Annotated in this window: 22 protein-coding genes; 9 read left to right on the top strand and 13 right to left on the bottom strand. The window is 62.2% G+C overall.

Annotated features, from left to right (window positions below; translation table 11 throughout):
- Positions 1-284: 284 nt before the first annotated feature.
- Together HCN50_RS17410 and HCN50_RS17415 are read left to right on the top strand one after the other, a co-directional pair.
- Complete coding sequence (locus HCN50_RS17410; protein WP_171710895.1) at positions 285-2,090, top strand: PHA/PHB synthase family protein; 1,806 nt, start codon at positions 285-287, stop codon at positions 2,088-2,090.
- 70 nt (positions 2,091-2,160) lie between these two features.
- Positions 2,161-2,565: an MAPEG family protein gene (locus HCN50_RS17415; RefSeq protein ID WP_171710896.1), complete on the top strand. Its 405-nt coding sequence runs from the start codon at positions 2,161-2,163 to the stop codon at positions 2,563-2,565.
- Positions 2,566-2,659: 94 nt separating this feature from the next.
- Here HCN50_RS17415 and HCN50_RS17420 read toward each other — a convergent pair whose 3' ends face one another.
- Positions 2,660-3,577, bottom strand: a complete 918-nt coding sequence (locus HCN50_RS17420; RefSeq protein ID WP_171710897.1) for a DUF1259 domain-containing protein — start codon at positions 3,575-3,577, stop codon at positions 2,660-2,662.
- A 108-nt stretch (positions 3,578-3,685) separates the two neighbouring features.
- Here HCN50_RS17420 and HCN50_RS17425 point away from each other — a divergent pair, with 108 nt between their 5' ends.
- Positions 3,686-3,838 (top strand): hypothetical protein, encoded by a 153-nt coding sequence (locus HCN50_RS17425; RefSeq protein ID WP_171710898.1) that lies wholly within the window; start codon positions 3,686-3,688, stop codon positions 3,836-3,838.
- A 249-nt stretch (positions 3,839-4,087) separates the two neighbouring features.
- On the opposite strand, the gene HCN50_RS17430 is transcribed toward HCN50_RS17425, so the two are convergent.
- The 6 genes from HCN50_RS17430 to HCN50_RS17455 form a co-directional block, all read right to left on the bottom strand.
- Entirely contained in the window at positions 4,088-5,494 is a 1,407-nt protein-coding gene (locus tag HCN50_RS17430) for an outer membrane protein (protein WP_171711423.1), read from the bottom strand.
- Between the two features lie 120 nt (positions 5,495-5,614).
- A complete protein-coding gene (locus HCN50_RS17435) occupies positions 5,615-5,779 on the bottom strand; it encodes a hypothetical protein (RefSeq protein ID WP_171710899.1) in 165 nt (54 codons plus the stop codon).
- A gap of 25 nt (positions 5,780-5,804) precedes the next feature.
- A complete protein-coding gene (argC, locus tag HCN50_RS17440; protein ID WP_171710900.1) occupies positions 5,805-6,797 on the bottom strand; it encodes an N-acetyl-gamma-glutamyl-phosphate reductase in 993 nt (330 codons plus the stop codon).
- Positions 6,794-7,480, bottom strand: coding sequence for an FMN-binding negative transcriptional regulator (locus HCN50_RS17445; RefSeq protein WP_171710901.1), 687 nt, complete (start codon positions 7,478-7,480; stop codon positions 6,794-6,796). The genes argC and HCN50_RS17445 overlap by 4 nt, the downstream gene beginning before the upstream one ends.
- A gap of 368 nt (positions 7,481-7,848) precedes the next feature.
- Positions 7,849-8,838, bottom strand: coding sequence for an MBL fold metallo-hydrolase (locus HCN50_RS17450; protein ID WP_171710902.1), 990 nt, complete (start codon positions 8,836-8,838; stop codon positions 7,849-7,851).
- Between the two features lie 223 nt (positions 8,839-9,061).
- A complete protein-coding gene (locus tag HCN50_RS17455; RefSeq protein WP_171710903.1) occupies positions 9,062-9,592 on the bottom strand; it encodes a DedA family protein in 531 nt (176 codons plus the stop codon).
- Positions 9,593-9,957: 365 nt separating this feature from the next.
- On the opposite strand from HCN50_RS17455, the gene parE reads away from it, so the two are divergent.
- The 3 genes from parE (at position 9,958) to HCN50_RS17470 (ending at position 14,278) form a co-directional block, all read left to right on the top strand.
- Positions 9,958-12,009: a DNA topoisomerase IV subunit B gene (gene parE, locus HCN50_RS17460; RefSeq protein WP_171710904.1), complete on the top strand. Its 2,052-nt coding sequence runs from the start codon at positions 9,958-9,960 to the stop codon at positions 12,007-12,009.
- Positions 12,010-12,231: 222 nt separating this feature from the next.
- Entirely contained in the window at positions 12,232-13,047 is an 816-nt protein-coding gene (locus tag HCN50_RS17465; RefSeq protein WP_171710905.1) for an outer membrane protein, read from the top strand.
- 460 nt (positions 13,048-13,507) lie between these two features.
- On the top strand, positions 13,508-14,278 hold the full coding sequence (locus HCN50_RS17470; protein ID WP_171710906.1) for an SDR family NAD(P)-dependent oxidoreductase: 771 nt from the start codon (positions 13,508-13,510) through the stop codon (positions 14,276-14,278).
- A gap of 92 nt (positions 14,279-14,370) precedes the next feature.
- On the opposite strand, the gene HCN50_RS17475 is transcribed toward HCN50_RS17470, so the two are convergent.
- From HCN50_RS17475 to HCN50_RS17485, 3 genes are all read right to left on the bottom strand, one after another.
- On the bottom strand, positions 14,371-15,156 hold the full coding sequence (locus HCN50_RS17475; RefSeq protein ID WP_171710907.1) for an outer membrane protein: 786 nt from the start codon (positions 15,154-15,156) through the stop codon (positions 14,371-14,373).
- Positions 15,157-15,341: 185 nt separating this feature from the next.
- Positions 15,342-16,553, bottom strand: coding sequence for an FAD-dependent oxidoreductase (locus HCN50_RS17480; protein WP_171710908.1), 1,212 nt, complete (start codon positions 16,551-16,553; stop codon positions 15,342-15,344).
- A 259-nt stretch (positions 16,554-16,812) separates the two neighbouring features.
- Positions 16,813-18,312 carry a caspase family protein gene (locus HCN50_RS17485; RefSeq protein ID WP_171710909.1) on the bottom strand — a complete coding sequence of 500 codons (1,500 nt, stop codon included), beginning with the start codon at positions 18,310-18,312 and terminating at the stop codon, positions 16,813-16,815.
- 385 nt (positions 18,313-18,697) lie between these two features.
- Between HCN50_RS17485 and HCN50_RS17490 the strand changes: the two genes are divergently transcribed.
- Complete coding sequence (locus HCN50_RS17490; RefSeq protein ID WP_171710910.1) at positions 18,698-20,179, top strand: DEAD/DEAH box helicase; 1,482 nt, start codon at positions 18,698-18,700, stop codon at positions 20,177-20,179.
- A gap of 132 nt (positions 20,180-20,311) precedes the next feature.
- A complete protein-coding gene (locus HCN50_RS17495; protein WP_171710911.1) occupies positions 20,312-21,379 on the top strand; it encodes a GGDEF domain-containing protein in 1,068 nt (355 codons plus the stop codon).
- A 6-nt stretch (positions 21,380-21,385) separates the two neighbouring features.
- Here HCN50_RS17495 and HCN50_RS17500 read toward each other — a convergent pair whose 3' ends face one another.
- Positions 21,386-21,832 carry a TfoX/Sxy family protein gene (locus tag HCN50_RS17500; RefSeq protein ID WP_171710912.1) on the bottom strand — a complete coding sequence of 149 codons (447 nt, stop codon included), beginning with the start codon at positions 21,830-21,832 and terminating at the stop codon, positions 21,386-21,388.
- 87 nt (positions 21,833-21,919) lie between these two features.
- Here HCN50_RS17500 and HCN50_RS17505 point away from each other — a divergent pair, with 87 nt between their 5' ends.
- Positions 21,920-22,876, top strand: coding sequence for an SIR2 family NAD-dependent protein deacylase (locus HCN50_RS17505; RefSeq protein ID WP_171710913.1), 957 nt, complete (start codon positions 21,920-21,922; stop codon positions 22,874-22,876).
- Here the strand turns inward: HCN50_RS17505 and HCN50_RS17510 are convergent.
- Both HCN50_RS17510 and HCN50_RS17515 read right to left on the bottom strand, forming a co-directional pair.
- Positions 22,806-23,192, bottom strand: a complete 387-nt coding sequence (locus HCN50_RS17510) for a HesB/IscA family protein (protein ID WP_171710914.1) — start codon at positions 23,190-23,192, stop codon at positions 22,806-22,808. The genes HCN50_RS17505 and HCN50_RS17510 overlap by 71 nt on opposite strands.
- A gap of 126 nt (positions 23,193-23,318) precedes the next feature.
- On the bottom strand, positions 23,319-23,732 hold the full coding sequence (locus HCN50_RS17515) for a VOC family protein (RefSeq protein WP_171710915.1): 414 nt from the start codon (positions 23,730-23,732) through the stop codon (positions 23,319-23,321).
- Positions 23,733-23,738 lie beyond the last annotated feature (6 nt).

The following is a 23,738-nucleotide window of genomic DNA, read 5'->3' on the forward strand; positions in this document are numbered from 1 at the left end:
CGGAAATCCCCAACTACCTAACGCCACCCATGCGTATCGCGACATATGGATACGCTGGTACGAGCTTTGCAACGCCAAATCGTCCCGCGCGTTGAATTCGCTGTAGCCGTTCAAACCAATGTTGCCTGAAACGATTAAAGCCCAAAGAGCAAATCGAGCCGATGCGGCTGCAATGTGTCGATCAGAACACAGAAACTTTATCGCAGTGCAATAGGGTTAACCGAAGCTTGTTGCCACCAATCCACGCGGTGACGAACGCAAAATGAAGCTATAGTGTCCTTGATATGAGTGACGTCAACACCGAAACCCAGGCTTCGACAACTTTCAACCCCGAAGCCTTCGCCATGAACATCGCGAAAGCGATGGAGTCGAGCGGCCAGGCGCTCGCGGCCTATCTCAAGCCGCGTGAGGATGGGGAACCGAAGGACAAGCCGCCCAGCGAAATCGGTGAGGTCATCAAGACATTCTCGGCGGTTGCCGAATACTGGCTCTCCGACAAGGATCGCGCCACGGAATTGCAGACCAAGCTGGGCAAGGCCTATCTCGATCTCTGGGACTCGGCGGCGCGCCGCTTGGCTGGTGAAGCGGCCAAGCCTGCGATCGAGCCGTCACCGCGCGACAAGCGTTTCAAGGACCCGGAGTGGAAGTCGAACCAGTTTTTCGATTTCATCCTGCAGCTCTATCTGCTCACCACCCAATGGGCGCAGGAGCTGGTGAAGAACGCCGAAGGCGTCGATCCGCACACGCGCAAGAAGGCCGAGTTCTACGTTCAGCAGATCACCAACGCGATCGCGCCGTCGAATTTCGTGCTCACCAACCCGGAACTGCTGCGCGAGACGCTGGCGTCCAACGGCGACAATCTTGTTCGCGGCATGAAGATGCTGGCGGAAGACATCGAGGCCGGACGCGGCGTGCTGCGCATCCGCCAGTCCGATCCGTCGAACCTCGCCGTCGGTGTCAACATGGCGACAACGCCCGGCAAGGTGATCTACCAGAACGAGCTCATGCAGCTCATCCAGTACACACCGACCACGGAGACGGTGCTGCGCACGCCGCTCCTGATCGTGCCGCCCTGGATCAACAAGTTCTACATTCTCGATCTCAAGCCGGAAAAATCCTACATCAAATGGTGCGTGGACCAGGGCGTCACGGTGTTTGTGATCTCGTGGGTCAATCCCGACAAGGAGCTCGGCAAGAAAACCTTTGACGATTACATGAAGGAAGGCCCGCTCGCCGCGATGGACGTCATCGAAAAGGTGACGGGTGAGATGAAGGTTCACACCGCCGGCTATTGCGTCGGCGGCACCCTGCTCGCCTCGACGCTGGCCTGGCTCGCCGAGAAGCGGCGCCAGCGCGTCACCTCGGCGACGTTCTTTGCCGCACAGGTCGACTTCACCCATGCCGGTGACCTGCTCGTGTTCGTGGACGAGGACCAGATCGCGACGCTGGAGCGCGAGATGGAAGCCAGGGGCGTTCTCGAAGGCAGCAAGATGGCGATGGCCTTCAACATGCTGCGCTCCAACGATCTGATCTGGTCGTATGTCGTCAGTAACTATCTGAAGGGACAGCAGCCGTCTTCCTTCGACCTGCTGCACTGGAATTCCGACGCCACGCGGATGCCGGCTGCCAACCATTCCTATTACCTGCGCAACTGCTATCTGGAGAACCGGCTCTCCTCCGGCAGCATGGTGCTCGACAACACCCTGCTCGACCTGTCGAAGGTCAAGGTGCCCATCTACAATCTGGCGACGCGCGAGGACCACATCGCGCCGGCGGATTCGGTGCTCTACGGTTCGCAGTTCTTCGGCGGCCCGGTCAGATATGTGCTCTCCGGATCAGGCCATATCGCCGGCGTAGTGAACCCGCCGGCGGCCGGCAAGTACCAGTACTGGACCAACGACAACATCAAGGACGTGTCGCTCGCCGACTGGATGAAGAACGCGACCGAGCACAAAGGCTCGTGGTGGCCCGACTGGCTGCAATGGCTGGAGCGCATCGATCCCGAACGCGTGCCCGCGCGCGCCGTCGGCTCCGAGGAGATGCCGCCGATCGAGGACGCACCCGGCAGCTACGTCAAGGTCCGCGCATAGCGCGACCGCGGGCGATTCGGTATAAATTGATATCCCGTGCCGGGATTCGAAATCAGTTGAGGGGGAAACAATGACGCCGACGAGTGAATTGTTCTGGCTGACTCTGACCGTGATTTTGACGGGGCTGATGTGGATCCCCTACATCATCAACCGCTGTCAGGTGCGCGGGCTCTCGGGCGCCATGGCCAACCCCTCGCGCAACGACAAGCCGCATGCCGACTGGGCCAACCGGCTGATGTTCGCGCATGACAACGCGGTCGAGAACCTGATCATCTTCGCGCCGCTGGTGCTGATCCTCAACGACCTCGACTATTCCACCAAATGGACGGTCTATGCCTGCGCCGTCTATTTCTGGGCCCGCGTCGCACACCTGATCGTGTACACGCTCGGCCTGCCGGTGTTCCGCACGCTGGCTTTCACCGTCGGCTTCCTCGCGCAGGCCGTGCTGGCGCTGGCGATTTTCAAGGTGGTTTGAGGGCGCCGTCCGCCGACAAGTCCAAGGCAAAACCCCGGAGCTCGGCTCCGGGGTTTTTATCGGCGCGGAAACTACTGATCGCCGGCGCGTACCCCTAACCCTTCGCGCGCGCCGTCTTATCGAGCGCGGCCCGCAGTCCTCGGCCGAGCTTCAGCGCGTCGTCGTTAGCCCAGAAATGCAGGAAAAACAGCCGCGGCTGTTCATCCAGCATGTGGCTGTGGACCGCGGTCACATCGATGCCGTTCGCTCGCAGCGTCCGGATCACCGGGTTTACCTCGTCACTTGTCAGCACAAAATCGCCGGTGATCGCCGCCTTGCCGCCGCCGGTCGGCTGAAAATTGATTGCGGTGGCCAGGCCCATCGGGCCTGCCGGCGCGATTTGCATGCCTGCTTCCGCGATCGGATCCCGGCGCGGCACCGCAAGCTGATAAACGCCGCCATTGGCCTGACCTTTGACGCCAATGAGCTGATCGAGTTGCCCGGTGTCGAGGTCGACAGACGGCGCAGGCGCGGCAGCGGCTGGCGTCGCCAGCGGCGTCTTGCTTGCCGCAAGCGCATCACGAATCATGGCCGCCATCCTGGCGGGGTCGCCGTGGCCGCCAACGTGCATGTAGAAAGTTGCAGGGCTGGCGCCGAGCAGATGATTGTGCACGGCGGTGATATCGAGACCGCCCTCGATCAGCTTGAGCATGACCGGGTTGATCTCGCTCTCCAGCAGCACAAGGTCGCCCATGACCATGGCTCCCCCGTGCATCGGCTTGAAAGCAACCCAGCCGCCGAGCGCCAGCGCCGGCTTGATGGTAATGCCATCGAGGATGACGTTGAGATCGCTGCGAGGGAAACCATAGCGATGCACGTCGCCCGTCACCGCTGGCTTCCTTCCCAATGCATCATCGACCTTTTGCCAGTCGATTTCCTCTGCACGAGCGGAAGTGACGGTACTCGGTGTGGCCGCACCGAAGATAACGAAGATGGCGAAAAGCAACGATAAGAGCCAAGACACGATACGCATCTAGCTATCCTCCCTGTTTGGCCTGCCCCCGAGAAACGCGAAGTTAATAAGTGGAGAACTGGTGATGCCATCCATCGCACTCAATGCGAGAACGAATCCGTTACGGACTTGCTGCGCATCACCGTAAAGGCCTGCGAGCTTTCCGAAGGCGACCCACCGGACAGCGGTTGGGACCTGCCTGCCGCCCGGTTGTTTCCGGAATACGGACGCAGCTCGAACGTCGATCTCCAGGTCGGACTGTTCCGGGCTGCTTTGGTGTGATGAAGTCTGTCGTCCTTCGTCCACGCGCAATCTCCTCGACAAATCGAGTGTTGCGCAGAGCTTGGACGTAACCGTCTGATGGGGAGTCTGCTTATCCCCGTGACAGGTTTTAACCCCGAACCGGCTCGCCGCGATTTCACGAAGCCGTGCGTGTCACCGCATTTCCGCGCAGTTCCTTGCCCCCGACATCCAAGCAAAAACCCCGGAGCTCAGTCCCGGGGTTTTTGATCCGGCGTCTGAAAACAGCGCTCAGTACTTGGCAACAACCGGCGAATTGAAGTGGTAGTTGATGCCGGTGCGGAAGATGTGCTCCGTCACCGAACGCGTCGACATCGCCGGGGTCGCGCCGATGATGAAGTTGTCGGAGGTCGAACCGAGGTCGACGTAGAGGTACTCGGTTTTGGTCGTCCAGTTCGGGCCCAACAAGCCCAGCAGCGTAAACGGGGTCTCGATGCCCGCACCCGCGGTCCAACCGGCCTTGGTATGCTCAAACGATTGCGTCACCGGACCGACAAATGAGGCCGTATTGATCTTGGTCTTGACGCTGCCGTAAGCCAGACCGCCGGTTGCATAGAACAGGGTCGATCCGATCGAATAGCCCAGCCGGCCGCGCAGCGTGCCGAACCACGGCAGCGTGGCGTCATAGGCCACCGTGAGCCCGGGCGTGCAGGCGAGAATGCAGGTCTTGTTGTCCTGCTGGGTGCTGCCCTGAATGTCGGCCTCCAGACCGAACACCCAGTTGGCCGCCTGCCAGTTGTAGCCGGCCTGGACACCGCCATTGATGCCATCGGGCGCGAGGTTGAAGGTCTGAGCGATCGGCACCGCAGGGAGGCTCAACGTGCTGCGATCTCGCCCGGTGCCGGAGCCGAAATTGCCACCAAGATAGAAGCCGGCCCAGTTGGCGGCCGCCACCGGCGCGTAAGGCCTGCCCCCGATCCGGTAGTTCAGACCGACGCGGAAGATGTTCTCGCGAAGTTCGGTCTGGATCGGCGTGGTGGCGCCAAGTGTGGCAAGGTCGCTTCTGTTGCCGAGATTGAGGTAGAGATACTCGATCTTTCCGGTCCAGTTGCCGCCCAGTGCCGCCTCGACGCCGCTGCCGACCACCCAGCCGCCGGCGGTGCGCTCGTTCGAGAACGTGTTGGTGATGGCGCCGAATGAGGCGCTGGCGTTGGTCTTGACGTTGCCGTACGCGAAGCCGGCCGTGACATAGCTCAGCACCGGACCATTGGCGATGCCGATGCGTCCGCGCGCCGTCCCAAACCAATCCAGCTTCTGGCTGTAGTTCCTTAAGACGCCGATTTCGTTGAATGTGGTGCGATCATCGCTGAGGCCTGCGCCCTGAATATCCGCCTCGACGCCGAAAACGATCGGCCCGAGCATCGAACCGGTCTGCCAATTGTAGCCGACCTGGCCGCCGCCAAAGCCGCCTTGCGGCGAGACGTAGAAGGAATTCACCGATCCATTGCCAAGCCAGTCGTGCTGGAAACGATCGCGGCCGATGCCGACGCCGGCGTTGACGCCGATGTAGAAGCCGGTCCAGTCGTAGACCGCGGCCAGTGCAGGAGCTTTGGTGTAAGGACGGGCAGCGAGGTCTGCGGCGAGTGTCGGGGCTGATCCCAGGGCAACGAGCGCGGTGGCCAGCAAGTACTTCTTCATTGTCATTAACGGTATTCCCAGCCCGGCATTCCCAGTACTTTCCCGACGCAGGGCGCTGCCGGTACTGGCAACGCTTCTACTGGATTCGCATCTCAATGCTGTAGCCCGTCAGCCACAGCTTCACGCGGATTCGCGCATCTCCGCGAGCGTGGCAAAATACAGCGAAAATAATGGCGGCCGGTCTTCAGGGCTTCTGCGGGCAACGACGAACAACGTCGCCGCCATCTTGTCGTCGAATTCCCCTGACTTGCCGCATTCCATCGACAGCGGGGCTTGCTCGTCCATCGCGCTCTCCGAAAGCGCCGGACGGTTACTTCTCGGCCAAGCCCAGCATCAGCCGCATGTTCTGCACGGCGGCGCCGGAGGCACCCTTGCCGAGATTGTCGAGCCGCGCAACCAGCACCGCCTGACGATGCTTGTCGCTGCTGAAGACATAGAGCTCGAGCTTGTTGGTCTCGTTGAGCGCCTCGGGCTCGAGCCGTCCGCCCTTGGTCGCTGCGTTCTCGGGCGGCATGACCGAGACGTAGGTGCTGCCGGCGTAACGCTTGACCAGCGCGGCGTGCAGGTCGGCCCCGCTTGGCTCGCCCGGCAGCGTGTCGAGATGCAGCGGCACCGAGACCAGCATGCCCTGCCGGTAATTGCCGACCGACGGCACGAAGATCGGCCGCCGCGTCAGCTTTGAGTAAAGCTGCGTCTCAGGCAGATGCTTGTGCTCGAAACCAAGGCCATACAATTCGAAGGAAGGCGCGCTGCCGTCCTCGAAACTCGCGATCATCGACTTGCCGCCGCCCGAATAGCCGCTGACCGCGTTGATGGTGACGGGATAGTCCGAAGGCAACAGGCCGGCATCGACCAGCGGCCGCAGCAGCGCAATGCCGCCGGTCGGATAGCAACCCGGATTAGAGACCTTCCGGGCGGCCCGGATCTTGTCAGCCTGGTCAGGCGCGAGCTCCGGAAAGCCGTACGTCCAGTCGCTTGCGACCCGGAACGCCGTCGATGCGTCGAGCACCTTGGGCGCGGAAGCGCCCATGCTGTCGATCAGCGCAACGGTTTCCTTTGCGGCATCGTCGGGCAGGCAGAGGATGACGAGGTCCACCTCCTCCATCAGTGCCCGCTTGGCGCCCGCATCCTTGCGCTTGTCCTCGGCGATGCTTTTCACGACGACGTCGTTCTGCAGCCGAAGGCGCTCCTGAATGCCAAGGCCCGTCGTTCCGGATGCGCCGTCCACGAATACGGCGGGCTTGGTCGCGGCGCCGGCGGTCTTGCCGGTGATCTTGGGCTGCTGGCTGTCGGTGAGGGTCATGGCACGCTCCTTTCGAGCTGGTTCGTTGCATTGGCAAAGGCCTCTCCGTTTGCAAAGGCGTTGGGCCGTGCCTGTTTCATCAAATGCGCGATCTGCTGCGCGCCGGCGTCGGTTTGCGCGGCCAGCGACCCCGCAACCGCGGCATAGTCAGCCTCCGACTTGTGCTGGTTCAGCTTGAAGCTGCCTTCAACCTCTTCAGCCGTCATCTCAAGGCCCACGATCGCTTTCTTCATCGCCTCCAGCCGCCCGGCCGTCATCTTCGATGATAGCCAAGGCTTTTTCGGCAACAGCCGCGCTTCGAACTTGGCGCTCAGCGCCTCGATCTGCGCAGCGAGTTCGTCATCGGACATCATCCGCACCGGCCCGGTCAGGTGCACCGCCTGATAGAGCCAGGTTGGGACCTGGTCCGGCGAGACGTACCAGTCAGGCGACACATAGGCATCCGCGCCGGTAACGGCCAGCAGCCACGACGTCGTTCCGTCCGCCAGCTTTACCAGCGGATTGTGACGCGCGACGTGAAACGCCACGCGCGGCGTGCCGTCATTGGCCGAGGTCACATAGAACGGCAGCGGCGAGGCAATCGGCTTTGCGCCATCCCACGCGCAGGCCAGGCCGAAGCCGCGCGCTTCCGCGAACGCGAGGCTCGCGGCGCGGTCGGACTTGAACGGTGGTGGCGTATACATCTCAAACTCCTGCTTGACGTAGGAGCCGCCAGTTCAGACCGCGTTTTCTGGGAAAGGAAGAAGCCGCGGGACCCGATCCGGCGGCAGAGGCGACAATCTCAAACGCAGACGTCCGCCCATACCGCGACGATAGCGCGGCGGCGGCGAGCGATGATGATGGTCGAAGCGAAAGTCATGGGCGCGGCTATAAGGCCACGCCCGGCTGGCGTCAAGGCATACCAGTCATTCCGGGGCGATGCGCAGCATCGAACCGGAATCTCGCGTCATGTGGTGACCATCGTCATTCCGGGATGGTGCGCCAGCACCAGACCCGGAATCTCGAGCTTCCGGGTCTGGTCCTTCGGACCATCCCGGAATGACATTTCGTGTCAAATCACCGGATTCCACGGCGCCGGGATCAGCCGGTAGCCATTGCCGTCCTTCTCGACAAAACCGTTGGCCGGGAACGGATAGTGGAAGCCCTGCACGCGCATCTTGTCGGCGACCAGCATGTCATAGACCCGGCGGCGGGTCTTTTCCGCCAGCGCCGGATCCTGGTCGAACATCAGGTGCCAACCCGGATTGGTGACGAACAGCGCCGGCAGATTGGTGACGTCGGACTGGATGAACACCTTGTCTGAGCCTGACGCCAGAACATAGGAGGTGTGGCCCGGCGTGTGGCCGATGGTCTCCACCGCGGTCAATCCCGGCGCGACCTCCTTGCCCCACTCATAGGGCGTGACCTTCTTGTTCAGTCCGGCCTCGAACACGCGGCGGGCGTTCTTGAACACGGTCTGCATCCGTCCTTCGGGGGCCCGGCTCATTTCGCCGTCGTCCATGAAGTATTTCCATTCCGCCGCCGGCACGAGCACCTCGGCATTGGGGAAGGAAGGCGAGTTCTCGGCAGTCAACAGGCCGTTGATGTGATCGCCGTGGAAGTGCGAGATCACGACGATGTCGACCGCCTTGGGATCGAAGCCCGCGGCAACCATGTTGGCGCCGAACTGGCCGACATTGCCCTTGCTCGATGCGAAGGCCGCGGCGCCGTTACCGGTATCGACCACCACGAGCTTGCCACCCGTATTGATGACCAGCGGCGCGAACTGGATCGACATCTTGTCTTTCGGCATGAAGGCCTTTTCGAGCGCCGCGTTGACTTCGTCCTTCTTGGCGTTGAGCACGAAGGTGTCAGGCAGCGCGAAATTGTTGACGCCGTCGGAAATCGCCGTCACCTGGGCATCGCCCACCTTGTAGCGATAGAAGCTCGGCGCCTGCTTGTCCGCGACCGGCGCGGCGGCCTTGGCGGGCGCGTGCGTCAACAGCGGCGCGGCGGCGAATGCCGCGGCCCCCGCGAGTGCGTGACGACGTGTCAGTTGCATGGTGATGTCCTCCCAGTTGAGACGTGAATGCGATGGCGGGAATTGAATGCGATGGAGGGAATTCTTACGCTTGGCGTGCCCTTGGCTTTGGCTGCCGTGGTTCTACTAACGTCGTTACGTTAACGGGACGACACTAAAACGACGGCAACGCGAAGATGGCTCCGGTAGGCTGAACCGATCTTCCGTGGCTAACACCTGCGCCATCCGCTTATTCCAGGCTGCCCTACACCACCCGCCACAGCCATTCGGCGAGTTTGCCCATGACGTCGCCGACCAAGAGCAGGACGGCCGACCAGATCAGCGCGGAGACGAAATTGGCGATCTGGAAGGGCCAGTAAGACATCTCGAAAATGCCGGCGGCGAGCGGCACCGAGGCGCGCAGCGGGCCGAAGAAGCGGCCGATGAAGATCGAGGGTACGCCCCATTTTTTCACGAATTCCTCGCCGCGCGGCAGGATCTCGGGATAGCGCGACAGCGGCCACATCTCGGCGACGTGCTCCTTGTAGCGGTAGCCGAACCAGTAGGAGACCCAGTCGCCGAGCGCCGCGCCAAGCCCGCCGGCGAGCCAGACCGGCCAGAAGCTGATGCCGCTGACGCCGATCAGCGCGCCGATCGCGACCAGCGCCCCCCACGCCGGCACCAGCAGCGAGACGAAAGCCAGCGACTCGCCGAATGCCAGTACGAGCACGATCGGGGCGGCCCAGGCCTGATTGTCGCGCACGAAATCAGCCAGAGCGCGCGCAAAGTCTTGCATAACCTGAGTGCCTTCCCGCCCCGTTTGCACCGCTGAATATTTATCTGATTCAAGGCTTGTCACAGCTAAGCCAGCCGCTTGCGTGACTTCAAGTCACAAGGACTGGCATGGCTTGTGATTGGCCCGCAATTCCGGCAACAGTCTTCGACGCCGACCAAAAATCGTGTTTTCTCAAGGCCATAGAAAACGGCGTTGCGACCGTCTGTTCAGCGCCGCACCGGCCTGATAGAGGGCTCGCCCAATCCGGCGTAACGGCCGAGGCAGGCGCATCGCGCCTTGCCCAGCGTCACCTTTTCAGCCCATCCGTGGCATAGTCACAGCGACCGATTCGCTGGCGCGAGACGGCGCGCAACACCTAAAGAGCCATGTCCAAGTCATTGAAATCAGCTACAAAACCCAAGCCCAATGATCTTTTTGGGGCGGATTCGAAGGGCCGGGCTGCGGCCAAGGCTGCCTCGCGCGGAAGCAGCGCCGAGGCTGGATACACCGCGGCCGACATTGAGGTGCTGGAAGGACTGGAACCGGTACGCCGCCGCCCCGGTATGTATATCGGCGGCACGGATGAGAAGGCGCTGCACCACCTGTTCGCGGAAGTCATCGACAACGCGATGGACGAGGCGCTGGCAGGGCATGCCTCGTTCATCGAAGTGGAACTGAGCGCCGACGGCTTTCTCACCGTGACCGACAATGGCCGCGGCATTCCCGTCGATCCGCATCCGAAATTCCCAAAGAAGTCGGCACTCGAAGTCATCATGTGCACGCTGCATTCCGGTGGCAAGTTCGATTCCAAGGTTTACGAGACGTCGGGCGGCCTGCACGGCGTCGGCGTTTCCGTCGTCAACGCCCTCTCCTCACGGCTCGAGGTGGAAGTCGCGCGCAGCCAGAAACTCTACCGGATGAGCTTCGAGCGCGGCCACCCGAAGGGTAAGCTCGAGGACCTTGGCAAGATCAACAACCGCCGCGGCACTCGCATCCGCTTCAAGCCGGACACCGACATCTTCGGCGCCAAGGCCGCTTTCAAGCCGCAGCGCCTGTTCAAGATGACGCGCTCCAAGGCCTACCTGTTCGGCGGCGTCGAGATCCGCTGGCGCTGCGATCCCGCGCTGTTGAAGGGCATCGAGGACGTGCCGCCCGAGGCCAGCTTCCACTTCCCAGGCGGCCTGAAGGACTATCTCGCGGCCGCCATTCACGCCGACACGCTGGTGCATCCGGATATTTTTTCCGGCAAGTCGGGCCGCAACGGCGCCCATGGCGCCTGCGAATGGGCGGTCGCCTGGACCGCGGATGCCGACGGCTTCCTCTCTTCCTACTGCAATACCGTGCCGACGCCTGACGGCGGCACCCATGAATCCGGCATGCGCAGCGCGATGCTGCGGGGCCTGAAAGACCATGCCGAACGTATCGGCCAGGGCAAGCGTGCCGCACCCGTCACGTCGGAAGACGTCATGGTGGGAGCAGCCGTCATGCTCTCGGTATTCGTGCGCGAACCCGAATTCCAGGGCCAGACCAAGGACCGCCTTGCTACCGCCGAAGCGCAGAAGATCGTCGAACAGGCGATCAAGGATCCGTTCGATCACTGGTTGTCAGCCAATCCGCTCCAGGCCAACAAGCTGCTCGACTTCGTCATCGAGCGCGCCGACGAGCGGCTGCGCCGCCGCGCCGAGAAGGAAATCTCGCGCAAGACCGCAGTGAAGAAGCTGCGGCTGCCCGGCAAGCTTTCCGACTGCACCAATAGCGCTCAGGAGGGCTCGGAACTCTTCATCGTCGAAGGCGACTCGGCCGGCGGCAGCGCGAAGCAGGCGCGCGACCGCAAGACCCAGGCTGTGCTGCCCCTGCGCGGAAAAATCCTCAACGTCGCTTCTGCCGGCAAGGACAAGCTGACGCAGAACGCACAGCTCGCCGACCTCATGCTGGCGATCGGTTGCGGCACCGGCGCGCATTATCGCGAAGAGGATCTGCGCTATTCGCGCATCATCATCATGACGGACGCCGACGTTGACGGCGCACACATCGCATCATTGCTGATCACGTTCTTCTACCGCCAGACGCCGCGGCTGATCGACGAAGGCCATCTTTATCTGGCGGTACCGCCGCTCTACAAGCTGACCCACGGCAGCAAGTCGGTCTACGCCCGCAACGATGCACATAAGGACGCACTCTTGAAGAGCGAGTTCAACGCCAACGCCAAGGTCGAGGTGAACCGTTTCAAGGGCCTCGGCGAGATGATGCCGGCGCAGCTCAAGGAAACCACCATGGATCCGGCCAAGCGCACGCTGCTCCGCGTGGTGCTTCTGGCCGATGATCGCGACGGGACAGCCGATTCGGTCGAACGGCTGATGGGAACCAAGGCCGAGGCCAGATTCGCCTTCATCTCCGACAAGGCGGAATTCGCCAGCGACGAGCTGCTGGACGTCTGATTTCATCGGAACAGGCGATTTTCGGGCGATTTTGGCCTTCTTGGCCGGAATCTGCCGGTTTTGGGGTTTTTGCCGGTCTTTCCTTTTCGACCCAGTGTGCTCCCCCCGCAACAGCATTTTGGCCGGAACTGCGTATAGTCACGGTACTGGATTTTGGGAATCGGCGCTCGCGCACCCATTAGAGCGGTCTAATTGGGCGCACCTAGGGTAAGGGATTTGAACATGAAGAAGTTGGTGATCGCTCTGACCGCGCTGGCGGCATTCACTGGATCGGCCTCGGCGGCTGACCTGGCAGCCCGCCCTTATACCAAGGCTCCGGTCGCGCCCGCGGCCGTATATAACTGGACCGGCTTCTATATTTTCGGCGGCGGCGGCGGCGGCCTGTGGAATGCCGACAGCAACGTGCAGACCTTCCCCGGAGCCGTTGCGATTACCCGGGATCAACGTCTGGGTGGCAGCGGCTGGTTCGGTACCGTCGGTATCGGCTACGACTGGCAGTTCGGCGGCCGCTGGGTGGCCGGTATCTTCGGTGACGGACAGTTCGGAGATATCCGCGGTTCCCTGAGCGATCCTTTTACCTTCATCGGCGGCATCGAAGGCCGCGAGAAGCTCAAGACCAGCTACGCTGCTGGCGTGAGAGTCGGTTACCTGGTTGCGCCGAACGTGTTGTCCTACGTGAACGGCGGTTATTCGGGCTCGGAGTGGTCGGGCACCAGCCTGTCGACGCTGGCTGCAGGCGGCGGCCCGACCCTTGCCACCACCGGTTCCTTCCAGCGTAATGGCTGGTTCATTGGCGGCGGCGTCGAGAACAATCTCGACATTTTCGGCATCAGCGCACCCGGCTGGTTCATGAAGACCGAATACCGGTCGGCGTTCTATGACCGGGTCACCTTGCCGGAGACCTGTACAGTTGCAGGTTGCGGTGCTGTTGTGCCGACGGGCACCGCCGTTACCTTCAAGCCCTGGGTGCAGACCATCAGCACCTCGCTGGTCTATCGCTTCAACTGGGGCGGTGCTCCGATCCAGGCCAAGTACTGATCTCTGTCTGAGCTAATCAGCAGCTTAAAAGCCCCGGCATCGTCCGGGGCTTTTTGTTGCCTAAGCCCTGCAGCAACGAAGCCCCAGCTCTCATCGCTAACGCGCCGCGCTCGTCCGGAGCCCGAAGTCAGCTCGTCGTGGCGATGATCATTTCCTGGCCTGCTCCAACCGCCGACGAACCGTTCGGCGATTCATGTTGGCCTCGTAGCGCTGCCGCGACTTCAGGACTTGCGAAGCCGGCCGGCTTTCTATTCGATCGGAAGCTACCGCCGCCGCCGGCAATGGCTTCCTGCGGCGGCCGACGATAAGTCCGCGCGGCACCCGGCGATCTCGGAACGGCAGCAGGAGAAAACCCTAGATTCGTAGGAGCCGCAGCAATACCCATCGACTTCATGCGCTGTGATTTGATGGTGGGTTTCGCTTTCCGCTCCACTCATCCTGCAGAAATTGGACACCAACAATGGCAACAACACTCTTCAATCTAACGGGCAAGGTAGTCATCGTCACCGGCGGCAATGGCGGCATCGGGCTCGGCATGGCCCGCGGCCTCGCGCAAGCCGGCGCTACGGTTGCAATCGTCGGCCGCAACGAAGCCAAGTCGGCCGACGCGGTCGCCGAGCTTCAGCAAGCCGGCGCCAAGGCGATTGCGGTTACTGCCGACGTCACAGACAAGGCCGCGGTCGCAGCCATGGCCGAGCGCGTGCTGCGCGATCTCGGCCGGATCGACATCCTCGTCAACAATGCCGGCATCAACATCCGCAAACCGCCGCAGGCGCTTGACATCGCCGAATGGGACAGCGTGCTCCAGACCAACCTCACCAGCGCCTTCCTGTGCTCGCAGGCAGTCTATCCCGCCATGAAGGCGGCAGGCGGCGGCAAGATCATCAATATCGGCTCGATGATGTCGATCTTCGGCGCCAGCTTCACGCCGGCCTATGCCGCGAGCAAGGGCGGCATCGTGCAGTTCACCCGTTCCTGCGCCTGCGCCTGGGCGGCGGATAACATCCAGGCCAACGCCGTGCTGCCCGGCTGGATCGACACCGATCTCACCAAGCGCGCCCGCCAGGAGATCGGCGGCCTGCACGAGCGGGTGCTGGCGCGCACGCCGGCGGCGCGCTGGGGCGCCATAGACGACTTTGCGGGCATCGCGGTGTTTCTATCCTCGGCAGCGTCGGATTTCGTCACGGGCACGGCGATTCCTGTCGATGGCGGGTATTCAATCATGGGGTAGCCAAAGACGGCTTGCCGGATCCTCCGCCTCCACGAAAAAAGCCCCGGCCAAGGCCGGGGCTTTTCCATCGTCTCTGGATTTCAGTACCTGGATCAGTACCGCGCGACGACCGGCCCGGTCGGCCACGGATTGAACTTGTAGCTCAGCCGAGCCATCACAGCGTCGACATCCGCATCGACGTTGCGGAAGGTGACCCCGCCAGGAGTGCAGGTGACCAATGCCAGATTACAATTGTGCTGCTTGGAGTCGAATTCGTAGTGCTTGTAGTCGATGCCGAGGATCAGGTTGTCGAGAACTGCGTATTCAGCACCAACGCCGGCATACCAGCCGCCATGCGTGGCGCCGGCAAAATCCGACGCAAGGCCGGTTGCGTTGTTGAGGATCCGGGTGTCGATGTCAGCCTGCGCGTAGCCGCCCTGGCCATACACCATGAACCGGTTCCAAGCATAACCGACCCGTCCACCGATGTACCAGATGTTATTGACGCGGCTTTGGCAGGAAAAGCCAACGACCAGATTGCAGGCGCCGAGGGCGCCGGTACCGGCGGTGGTGTTGAAGCCGTTGTCGAGGGCGTTGTAGCCGCCTTCGATACCGAGGACGAAATTGCCCCACTGCTTCTGGATTCCGGCAAAGCCGCCGTAAATCAAAGCGGTGTCGCTGTTACCGGTGCTCCAGAGGAAGGGCGGAGCATTGAAGAAGTTTCCGGCGGTATCGTGCCAGGCGCCGCCAACCGCGCCGCCGACATAGATGCCGGACCAATCATAGGTGACCACCGGCGGCACCACCGGCGCCTTCGCGATGCGGGCCGGCATGTCTGCGGCGAACGCGCTCACCGCGCTGGCTGCAAGAATTGAAGCAGCGAGTACCAGTTTCTTCATTGCATTCCCCTCCAGGTTGCGCGGATGACGCGCGGATGAGCGTCGACGACCTGGTTGAAATTTAGCCGGATTCTCGGCTCGCGGCTGTCACCCGGTTGCTACACTCGCGAGCAATATTATGGCCCGTGTGGCGCACCTAAATACCTGAGATCGTAGGATTTCCTGCCTCGGAAATCATCTCGACGTCAGGGAACCCTTTCAGATTGCACATGTTCTGGGCGCACGCCGAGGCCGATAAATCGCGCCGTGATGCCCTGCAGCCAAGGCATCGCCGTAATTACGCGCATGACGAGTGGGATCCTCAGCGGCTGATTGCCCGGTTTCAGCGCGGCGCTGACGATGTTGTTTTGCGCGATCACCTGCATCCGCTGCGTCATCCGCACAGGGAACTCCCGGCGCCGGCGCACGGCATCGAGTTCCGCCTCCGATGGGCATCCTTGCGCCAGCCGGGCGGCCAGCAGGTTCGCGGTCGCTACCGCGTCCTGCACGGCGAGGTTGACGCCGACGCCGCCGATCGGCGACATCGCGTGCGCGGCATCGCCGATGCACAACAGCCCTGGCCGCGTCCAGCGCTTCAGCCGGTTGATCGCAACCGTCAACAGCTTCACATCGTCCCAGCTTTTCACGTCGCCGAGGCCCTCCTTGAGGATCGGCGCCATCCGCGCGACATCATCAAGTAGCGCTGGCAATCCCCTCGCCTTTACCGCGTCGTACTGTCCCTTCGGAATGACGAACGCGCATTGCCAGTAGTCGCCGCGGTCGAAGGTCACCATCATCCTGCCGGGATCGACCCGCGCAAACAGGCTCTCGGTTTCGCCCTGGCGCTTGCCGGCGCGAAACCACAACACATCCATCGGCGCGCCGATTTCCTCGACCTCGAGGCCGGCGCGTGCGCGTACCAGCGAATGGCGGCCGTCACAGGCAACGGTCAAATCCGCCTCGATTTCGATCACGCCATCCGGCGTCCTGGCGTTGACGCCGGTGATGCGATCGCCATCGCGAAGCAGATCGACCGCCTCCGTCGACATCATCACCTTGAGCGAGCCGAAGCGCTTGCCACTCTCGCGCAGGAAGTTGAGAAAATCCCACTGCGGCATGAAGGCGATGAAGGGATATTTGACGTGGAGCCGGCTCAGATCGGCAATCCGCACCTTTTCCCCGCCGAACATCCCTTCCATCTTCTGCAGGCGCTGGTGCGGCAATTTCAGGAATCCGTCGATCAGGCCGAGCTCGTCCATCACCTCAAGCGTGGAGGGATGCACGGTGTCGCCGCGAAAATCGCGGAAGAAGTCGGCATGCTTCTCCAGCACGACGACGTCGATGCCGGCGCGTCCGAGCAGGTATCCGAGCATCATGCCGGCCGGCCCGCCGCCGACGATGCAACAGCGCACGCTCATCGCTCGCTCCTATGGCTGGTTTTGCCACCTGGGGCAGCATCGATCATCTACTGGTCATCGGCAATACACTGTGCGGCCGGAAAAAGCGCGGCGCCTCGGGCGCAATGTGGTTGCGAGCGGGCAGCCACACATTCAGTTGTCGTCACCCGTGAAGGCGAAGGCGGATGACTCCAGTATTCCAGAAACGTCAATGATAGAACGGAGTAGCCGCGACGTACTGGATGCCCCGCGTTCGCGGGGCATGACAGCCGTGATGACGCTATCGCCTAAAACTCTTGATCTCCGACACGCTGCCGTCGCGATAGGTCAATTCCACTGAAACAGATTTGGTCGCCGGCGCGAGCTTCAGATAGGGCTGCGCGTCGTGCGGAATGACACTGGGATCGCGAGGATCGCAGGGCGGCATCTTCAGCACCTTGTCGGGCACCACACTGTCGATGCCGACGCGCACTTCGCGGATCGCGCAGCGATACGACATCAGATGGGTGTAGTAGACTAGGAGCCCGTTGTATTCGCGGAACGACAGCCAGCTCGTCGCGGTCATGTCGAGGATCTTGCGCTGGTCGCGGATCAGCGCCGCCTCGGGATCGAATCGGATCGGGAACGGCCCCTGCAACTCGCCATTGGTGTCGACATAGCGCACCTGGATATTGGCAGCCGGCGCATCGGCGGGAAGCTCGATCGAGGGGTTGGGCATTCGCTTGCGGGTGCGCGGGTCGAGCGTGTCGATGAAACCGGTCTCGCGGAAGTCGCCGGTCTCCCCAAGGCGCCAGGAAATGCCGAGCGTCGGATCGGCAAACGAGAACACGACCGTCCAGCCGCCATTGTGACGCGAGAACGACGCGATCGGCGCATTCAGGGATTCCTTCTGCGGCTGCAGGCGCTGCACCGGCGACAACGCTGCAAGCTGCTGCGCCGGTTCGGCCGGCCTCGTCGCCGCCTCCGGCTGGCTCTTGATCATGCCGTTGAGGAACACATCGTCGACCATCTGGTCGAAATAGACCGGGATTTGCTTGTGGCGGACGGTCTCCGCCAATTCGCTGACCGACCGCCGCGTGCGCTGCGCGACCTGGACTAGATTCGCACCGGGCTGCGTCAACTCCTTGGCGAAGGTTCGCGTGAATACCGAATTGGGATTTGTGTCGTCATTGGAGAGCCGGTCGAGCGCGGTCTGCCGCGGCCCCGCCGAGAAGATCGAGAACACGCCTTCCGGCAATTGCGTCATCGGCGCAAGACCGCCGCCGCCCGCGACCGCACGCGTGCCGGGGCGCTCGAACGGATTATTGCGGCAGGCATCGAACACCAGAATGGCGGTGCGCACTTTGCGGTTTTGCAGCCGCTCGATGATGCGGTCGGCGAGAACCGAGGCATCGCGCACCAGCTCTTCCTGCCCTTCAGTCGCCGCCGGCACGTCGGTCGGCAGCAGGAAATTCTGGCCGGCGATTTCGAAGCCGTGGCCGGCATAGAAGAAGAAAGCGGTGTCGCCTGCGTCGACCGCCTTGTCGAACGCCAGCAGGGTCTGGCTGAAGGCCTGGCGATTCTGGTTTTCCGCCACCATCACGGTGAAGCCGAGCTGCTTGAGCGTGTCGCCCATCGTGCGCGCGTCGTTGACCGCCTTCTGCAGCTTCGGCACGTTCCTGTAGTCGTTATTGCCGACGACGAGCGCAACGCGCTTTTCCGCCTGCGCGGGTCCGGCAAACGTCGCAATGCACGTTGCGAGGCTCGTCACCGCGAGCAACCTGGAAAGCCAACCCTTCATCGAATTCCCCAAGTGCACGAATGGTCCTGGTCCGGGCCGTGCATAGCCGCTTCATGCCATAGTCGGCATCCCGATGCCTACGGTTCAACGGCACCGCTTGATGATAAAGCTGCAGTCCGATTTGACGGCCAAATGACGGTTTTTGCCCTTATTTGTGCGAAAACATTAAGCTTTTTGGGCTCCAATGCAGTTCCAAGATTGACTTTGGCGATTTCGACCCTATGTTCGCGCTCAACGCGGCCTTGGATCGAAACGCGATTCCCTAGGTTTGCCGCTCGTCTGCGTAAGTCAGAGCCCCCAGCTTTTCAGAAGCACGCCGTTTCGGGGCAAAACGCGACAGCCTTTTTACCCTCGATTCCGAACGGCGGTGTCGACTAGAGGCTCAATGTCTTTTTCCCATCTCGGCCTATCCGATAAGGTCCTCGCCGCAGTTGCGGCCACCGGTTACACCACCCCCACTCCCATCCAGGAACAGGCCATTCCGCACGTTCTGGCCCGCCGCGACGTCCTCGGCATCGCCCAGACCGGCACCGGCAAGACCGCCGCCTTCGTCCTGCCCATGCTCACGCTTCTGGAAAAGGGCCGCGCCCGGGCACGAATGCCCCGCACCCTGATCCTCGAACCGACTCGCGAACTCGCCGCCCAGGTCAAAGAGAATTTCGACAAATACGGCGCCGGCCAGAAACTCAACGTCGCGCTCCTGATCGGCGGCGTCTCGTTCGGCGACCAGGACAGCAAGCTGACCCGCGGCGTTGACGTCCTGATTGCAACCCCGGGCCGCCTGCTCGACCACACCGAGCGCGGCGGTCTCCTGCTCACAGGCGTCGAGCTCTTGGTCATCGACGAAGCCGACCGCATGCTGGACATGGGCTTCATCCCGGACATCGAACGCATCTGCAAGCTGGTGCCGTTCACGCGCCAAACCCTGTTCTTCACCGCGACGATGCCGCCGGAAATCAGCCGCATCAGCGAAACCTTCCTGCACAATCCGGAACGGATCGAGGTCTCGAAGCCGGCGACGACGGCGACCGGCGTATCGCAGTTCAAGGTCAGCGGCGGACGCGAGCCCCATGAGAAGCGCGAACTCCTGCGCCGCCTGCTGCGCGACGCCAAGGATCTCAACAACGCGATCATCTTCTGCAACCGCAAGCGCGAGGTCGCAATCGTTCACAAGTCGCTGCAGAAGCACGGCTTCAGCGTCGGCGCCCTGCACGGCGACATGGACCAGTCGGCGCGCACTGCGGCGCTCGATCAATTCCGCAGGGGCGAGATTCCGCTATTGGTGGCTTCCGACGTCGCCGCCCGCGGCCTCGATATTCCGGCCGTCAGCCACGTCTTCAATTTCGATGTACCGCATCACGCCGACGATTACGTGCATCGCATCGGCCGAACGGGGCGCGCCGGACGTAACGGCACCGCGATCTCGATCGTCACCCCGCTCGACAGCAAATCGATCGCCGCGATCGAACGGCTGATCGGAAAAACCATTCCCCCCGCCGAAGGCGATTACACCGTGCACTTGGAATCTTCGGAGGAGACCGAACGGCCACGCGAGCGCTCGCGTGACGGATCGCGCGGCGGCCGCAAGCCACGACGTGAACGCGAACCGCGCGGCGAGCGCGAGCCGCGACACGCCAGAGGCGGCGATGGCGAACCGCGTCGCGCCAAGAGCGCCGGCCGCAATGCCGGATCGCAGCCGCAATCACCGGCCGCCCCCTTCGCAGCGACCGCCCCTGCGCAGCCATCGCGCGTACCCTCGATCGGACGACCCGAACCGCGACGCACTCAGCGCGAACTTGAATCGGAGCCCGCCGATCACTCGCATCTGCCGGCATTCCTGTTGCGGCCCGTTCGCGCTCGCGTCTGAACCGGACCAGCCTGATCCGACGGCCGGAAGCATTTACCGGCCGTTCATCCTCCTCCGTTAATTTGGCGCTGATAATTTAGTCATTGCTGCAGGGCAACGGGCGGCGCTGCTCGGCTATTTGGGGACGGATCAGTGGTTAAGCTGCTGGACGAACACGAACGCACGATGGCGTTTGCCGAAGTAGCGTTGGGCCAGATCAAATCCCTCAGACAGACCGCCGTCCCGCGCAACTATGAAATCTGGTACGTGTACGCGACCGGATACAACGCTCCCCTCAACAAGATCATCAACGAGACGCTGGCGCGCAACGGCAAGCTCAGCGAGGCCGATCTCGAACAGATCTACGAAACCTACCTCTCGCACATCAAGGCTTCCGATCGGATCGACAAGGTCGGCGCGCGTGTGATCGGCGAGATCGACGACGTCATGGCGCTCATCACCGAGGCGCTCGGCATGTCGGAGAGCTATGACGCCAAGCTGGCCGGCGCAACCGAGAAACTCAGGAATGCAAAGAGCCGCGACCAGCTCAAGGCGATCATCGACGGCCTGGTGAAGTCCACGCGCGAGATGCGCGACACCAACAAGGCGCTGGAAAGCCGGCTGTCGCTGTCGAAGGTCGAGATCAGCAATCTTCAGCACAGCCTCGAAGCGATCCGTGCCGAGAGCCTGACCGATCCGTTGACCGGATTGGGCAATCGCAAATATTTCGATCGCTCGATCCAGATGGCGGTACGGACCGCGCTGGCGAATGGCGAACCGCTGTCGCTGCTGATGTTCGACATCGACCATTTCAAATCGTTCAACGATTCCTATGGCCACCTGACCGGCGATCAGGTGCTACGGCTGGTCGCGATGTCGCTGAAGCAGACCATCAAGGGCCAGGACATCACGGCCCGCTATGGCGGCGAGGAGTTCGCGGTCGTGCTGCCGAATACCGGCTTGCGCCAGGCGCTGACCGTCGCCGATCACATCCGCCGCGCGGTGATGGCCAAGGAGCTGAAGAAGAAATCCACCGGCGAAATTCTCGGCCGCGTCACCATTTCGGTTGGTGTTGCCATGCTCAAGCCGGATGACGACACGGATTCACTGATCGAACGCGCCGACGGCTGTCTCTACGTCGCCAAGCGCAATGGCCGCAACCGCGTGGTCTGCGAGGTCGATCCAGAATACGCCGACGCGACCCGCAACCAGGTCGCCTGACGCCACTTACCCGCGCGGCGCCTTGCGCGTTCGCGCGGCTTGCTTCTTGCCGGCCTTCCGCTTCGCAGCCGGCTTACCTGCAGCCTTTCGCGAGGCCTTCGGCTTCGCCGTTTTGCGCGCCTTCGACCGCTTACGCAGAGCTGCGCGCTGCGCCGCGGCTAATGCCGCCCTCGCCCAACTGGCCAGCTCCTCGGAATCATCGAACAGGCGCGCCGGCAACTGCCAGTACGAGTTCACCGTCACCGTCTTGGCGCGCGTCTGATACTGAAACGGCGTCGAGCCTTCTGCCTCGAATTGCGGGATGGTCTGTTCATCGGCACGGAAGTAGAGGCCGGCGCGCAGCGAGAGCGCAAAGTTGGTACCATCGGCGGAAATGCCGTAGCCGGAAAACATCCGCCGGATGGTGACGGGGCCGAAATCGGCGAACAGGTCTATAAGGAAATCGCGATCCATCACTGTGGCGCTCGCCCGAAGATCAGTTCCGTCAGTGATATCGCGGAAAGGATTGGAACGGAACATTCCGCAGCCAATTGATAAGCAATGAAATATTCGAAAGGCTGCGGAAAAATCCGGTCGTCCCCGCGAGACGTTCTGGCCCGAGCGATCAGGGAGCGCCACGCCATCCTGTTCGTCGGAGCCGGCGTTTCGATGTCCGTCGGACTGCCGTCCTGGCAGACGCTGATCGACCACCTGCTGGATGAGCTCGAACTCGATCGCAGCGTCATTGAGGAGACGCATGAGAGTTACCAGATGCTGGCGGAATACTACCGCCTGAAGCAGGGCAGCATCGGCCCGCTGCGCAGTTGGATGGATCGAAACTGGAAGGTCGCCTGTGACCGCGTGTCGGGCTCGGAAGTGCATCGGCTGATCGTTGAGCTCGACTTCCCGGCCATCTACACCACCAACTACGATCGCAATCTCGAAACCGCATTCGAAGTTCACGACAAGCCTTATGCCAAGATCACCAATGCCAAGGAGATCGCCGACGCCCCGGAGGGAGTCACCCAGATCATCAAGTTTCACGGCGACTTCGATGACGATACTTCGCTCGTCCTGACGGAGACCGACTTTTTCGACCGGCTATCGTTCGATTCGCCGCTCGACATCAAATTTCGCGCCGACGCGCTCGGGCGCACCATCTTGTTCATCGGTTACAGCATGTCGGATCCGAACATCCGCCTGTTGCTGCACCGAATCTGGGAAATCTGGGAGAAGTCAGGCCGCAAGGAGGACCGCCCGCGCTCGTTCGTGTTCATGCCCTCGCCGAACCCGGTGCAGGAAGCGCTGCTGGCGCGCTGGGGAATTACGCTGCTCACGCCGGAGGGAGATACATCTGTAGACGATGCGCTGGTGGCGCTGCTGCGCGACGTTCAGGCGAGAATTCGCACGCTGCCGGAAGCAGCTCCGGAGCCGGAAGGCCCGGAAATCAAACCTTCGCCGGCGTCAGTTGCACCGATTCGCCGCAGCCGCAGGCCGAGACCTGGTTCGGGTTGTTGAAGATGAACTGGGCCTGCAGCTTGTCGGCCTTGTAGTCCATCTCGGTGCCGAGCAGGAACAAAACCGCCTTAGGATCGACCAGGATCTTGACGCCCTTGTCCTCGACTACCTCATCGGTCGGCCGGATCTCGTGCGCATATTCCACCGTGTAGGATTGCCCGGCGCAGCCGCCGTTCTTGATGCCGACGCGCAAGCCGACGATCTCGGAATCGGCGCGCTTGGTCAGCTCGGTGATCCGCGCAGCCGCCGCCTCGGTCAGTTTCATGACCTGCGGCCGGGGCCTGGGCTTCGGCTTGGACTGTACGGTGGTATCCATTGCGCTCAATCTCCGGCTCGCCTCATAGCGACGAGCTATCATGGCATTAAAATAACAACGAAATTCCCACTGTGAAGGTCTCTCGTCCTAAACTCGATCAGAACCCGTCGAAACTCCGCACGGTTCCTAGTAGATCCGCCAGATCCCCGGCGTTGCCAGCTCCAGCAGATGGTTGTCCGGATCACGGAAATAAATGCTTTTCCCGCCGCGCGGCCAATCCGTCCTGCCTTCGATCGCCACATCGTGCGCGCCCAGCGACTTTTCCCAAGCCGGCAGTTCGGCTGCCGGAACGGCAAAGGCCATGTGGATGGGACCGCTGCCATCATGCGGCGGAATGGTGCCGCCAGGGAGATGGATCGTCTCCGGCGCCGAGCCGCGGCGAAACAGCAGCAGCACGCTCCGGCCGCCGACATCGAAAGCAACAAACCGCGAATCTGCTGTCAGTACTTCCAGCCCCAGCACCTTCTCGTAGAACGCGCGGGCACAGTCGAGGTCATCGACGTACAGTGCGGTCTCGATGACGCCGGATAGCTTCGGCAACGGATC

Origin of the sequence: Bradyrhizobium archetypum (assembly GCF_013114835.1) — a bacterium.
Taxonomy (GTDB): Bacteria; Pseudomonadota; Alphaproteobacteria; order Rhizobiales; family Xanthobacteraceae; genus Bradyrhizobium; species Bradyrhizobium archetypum.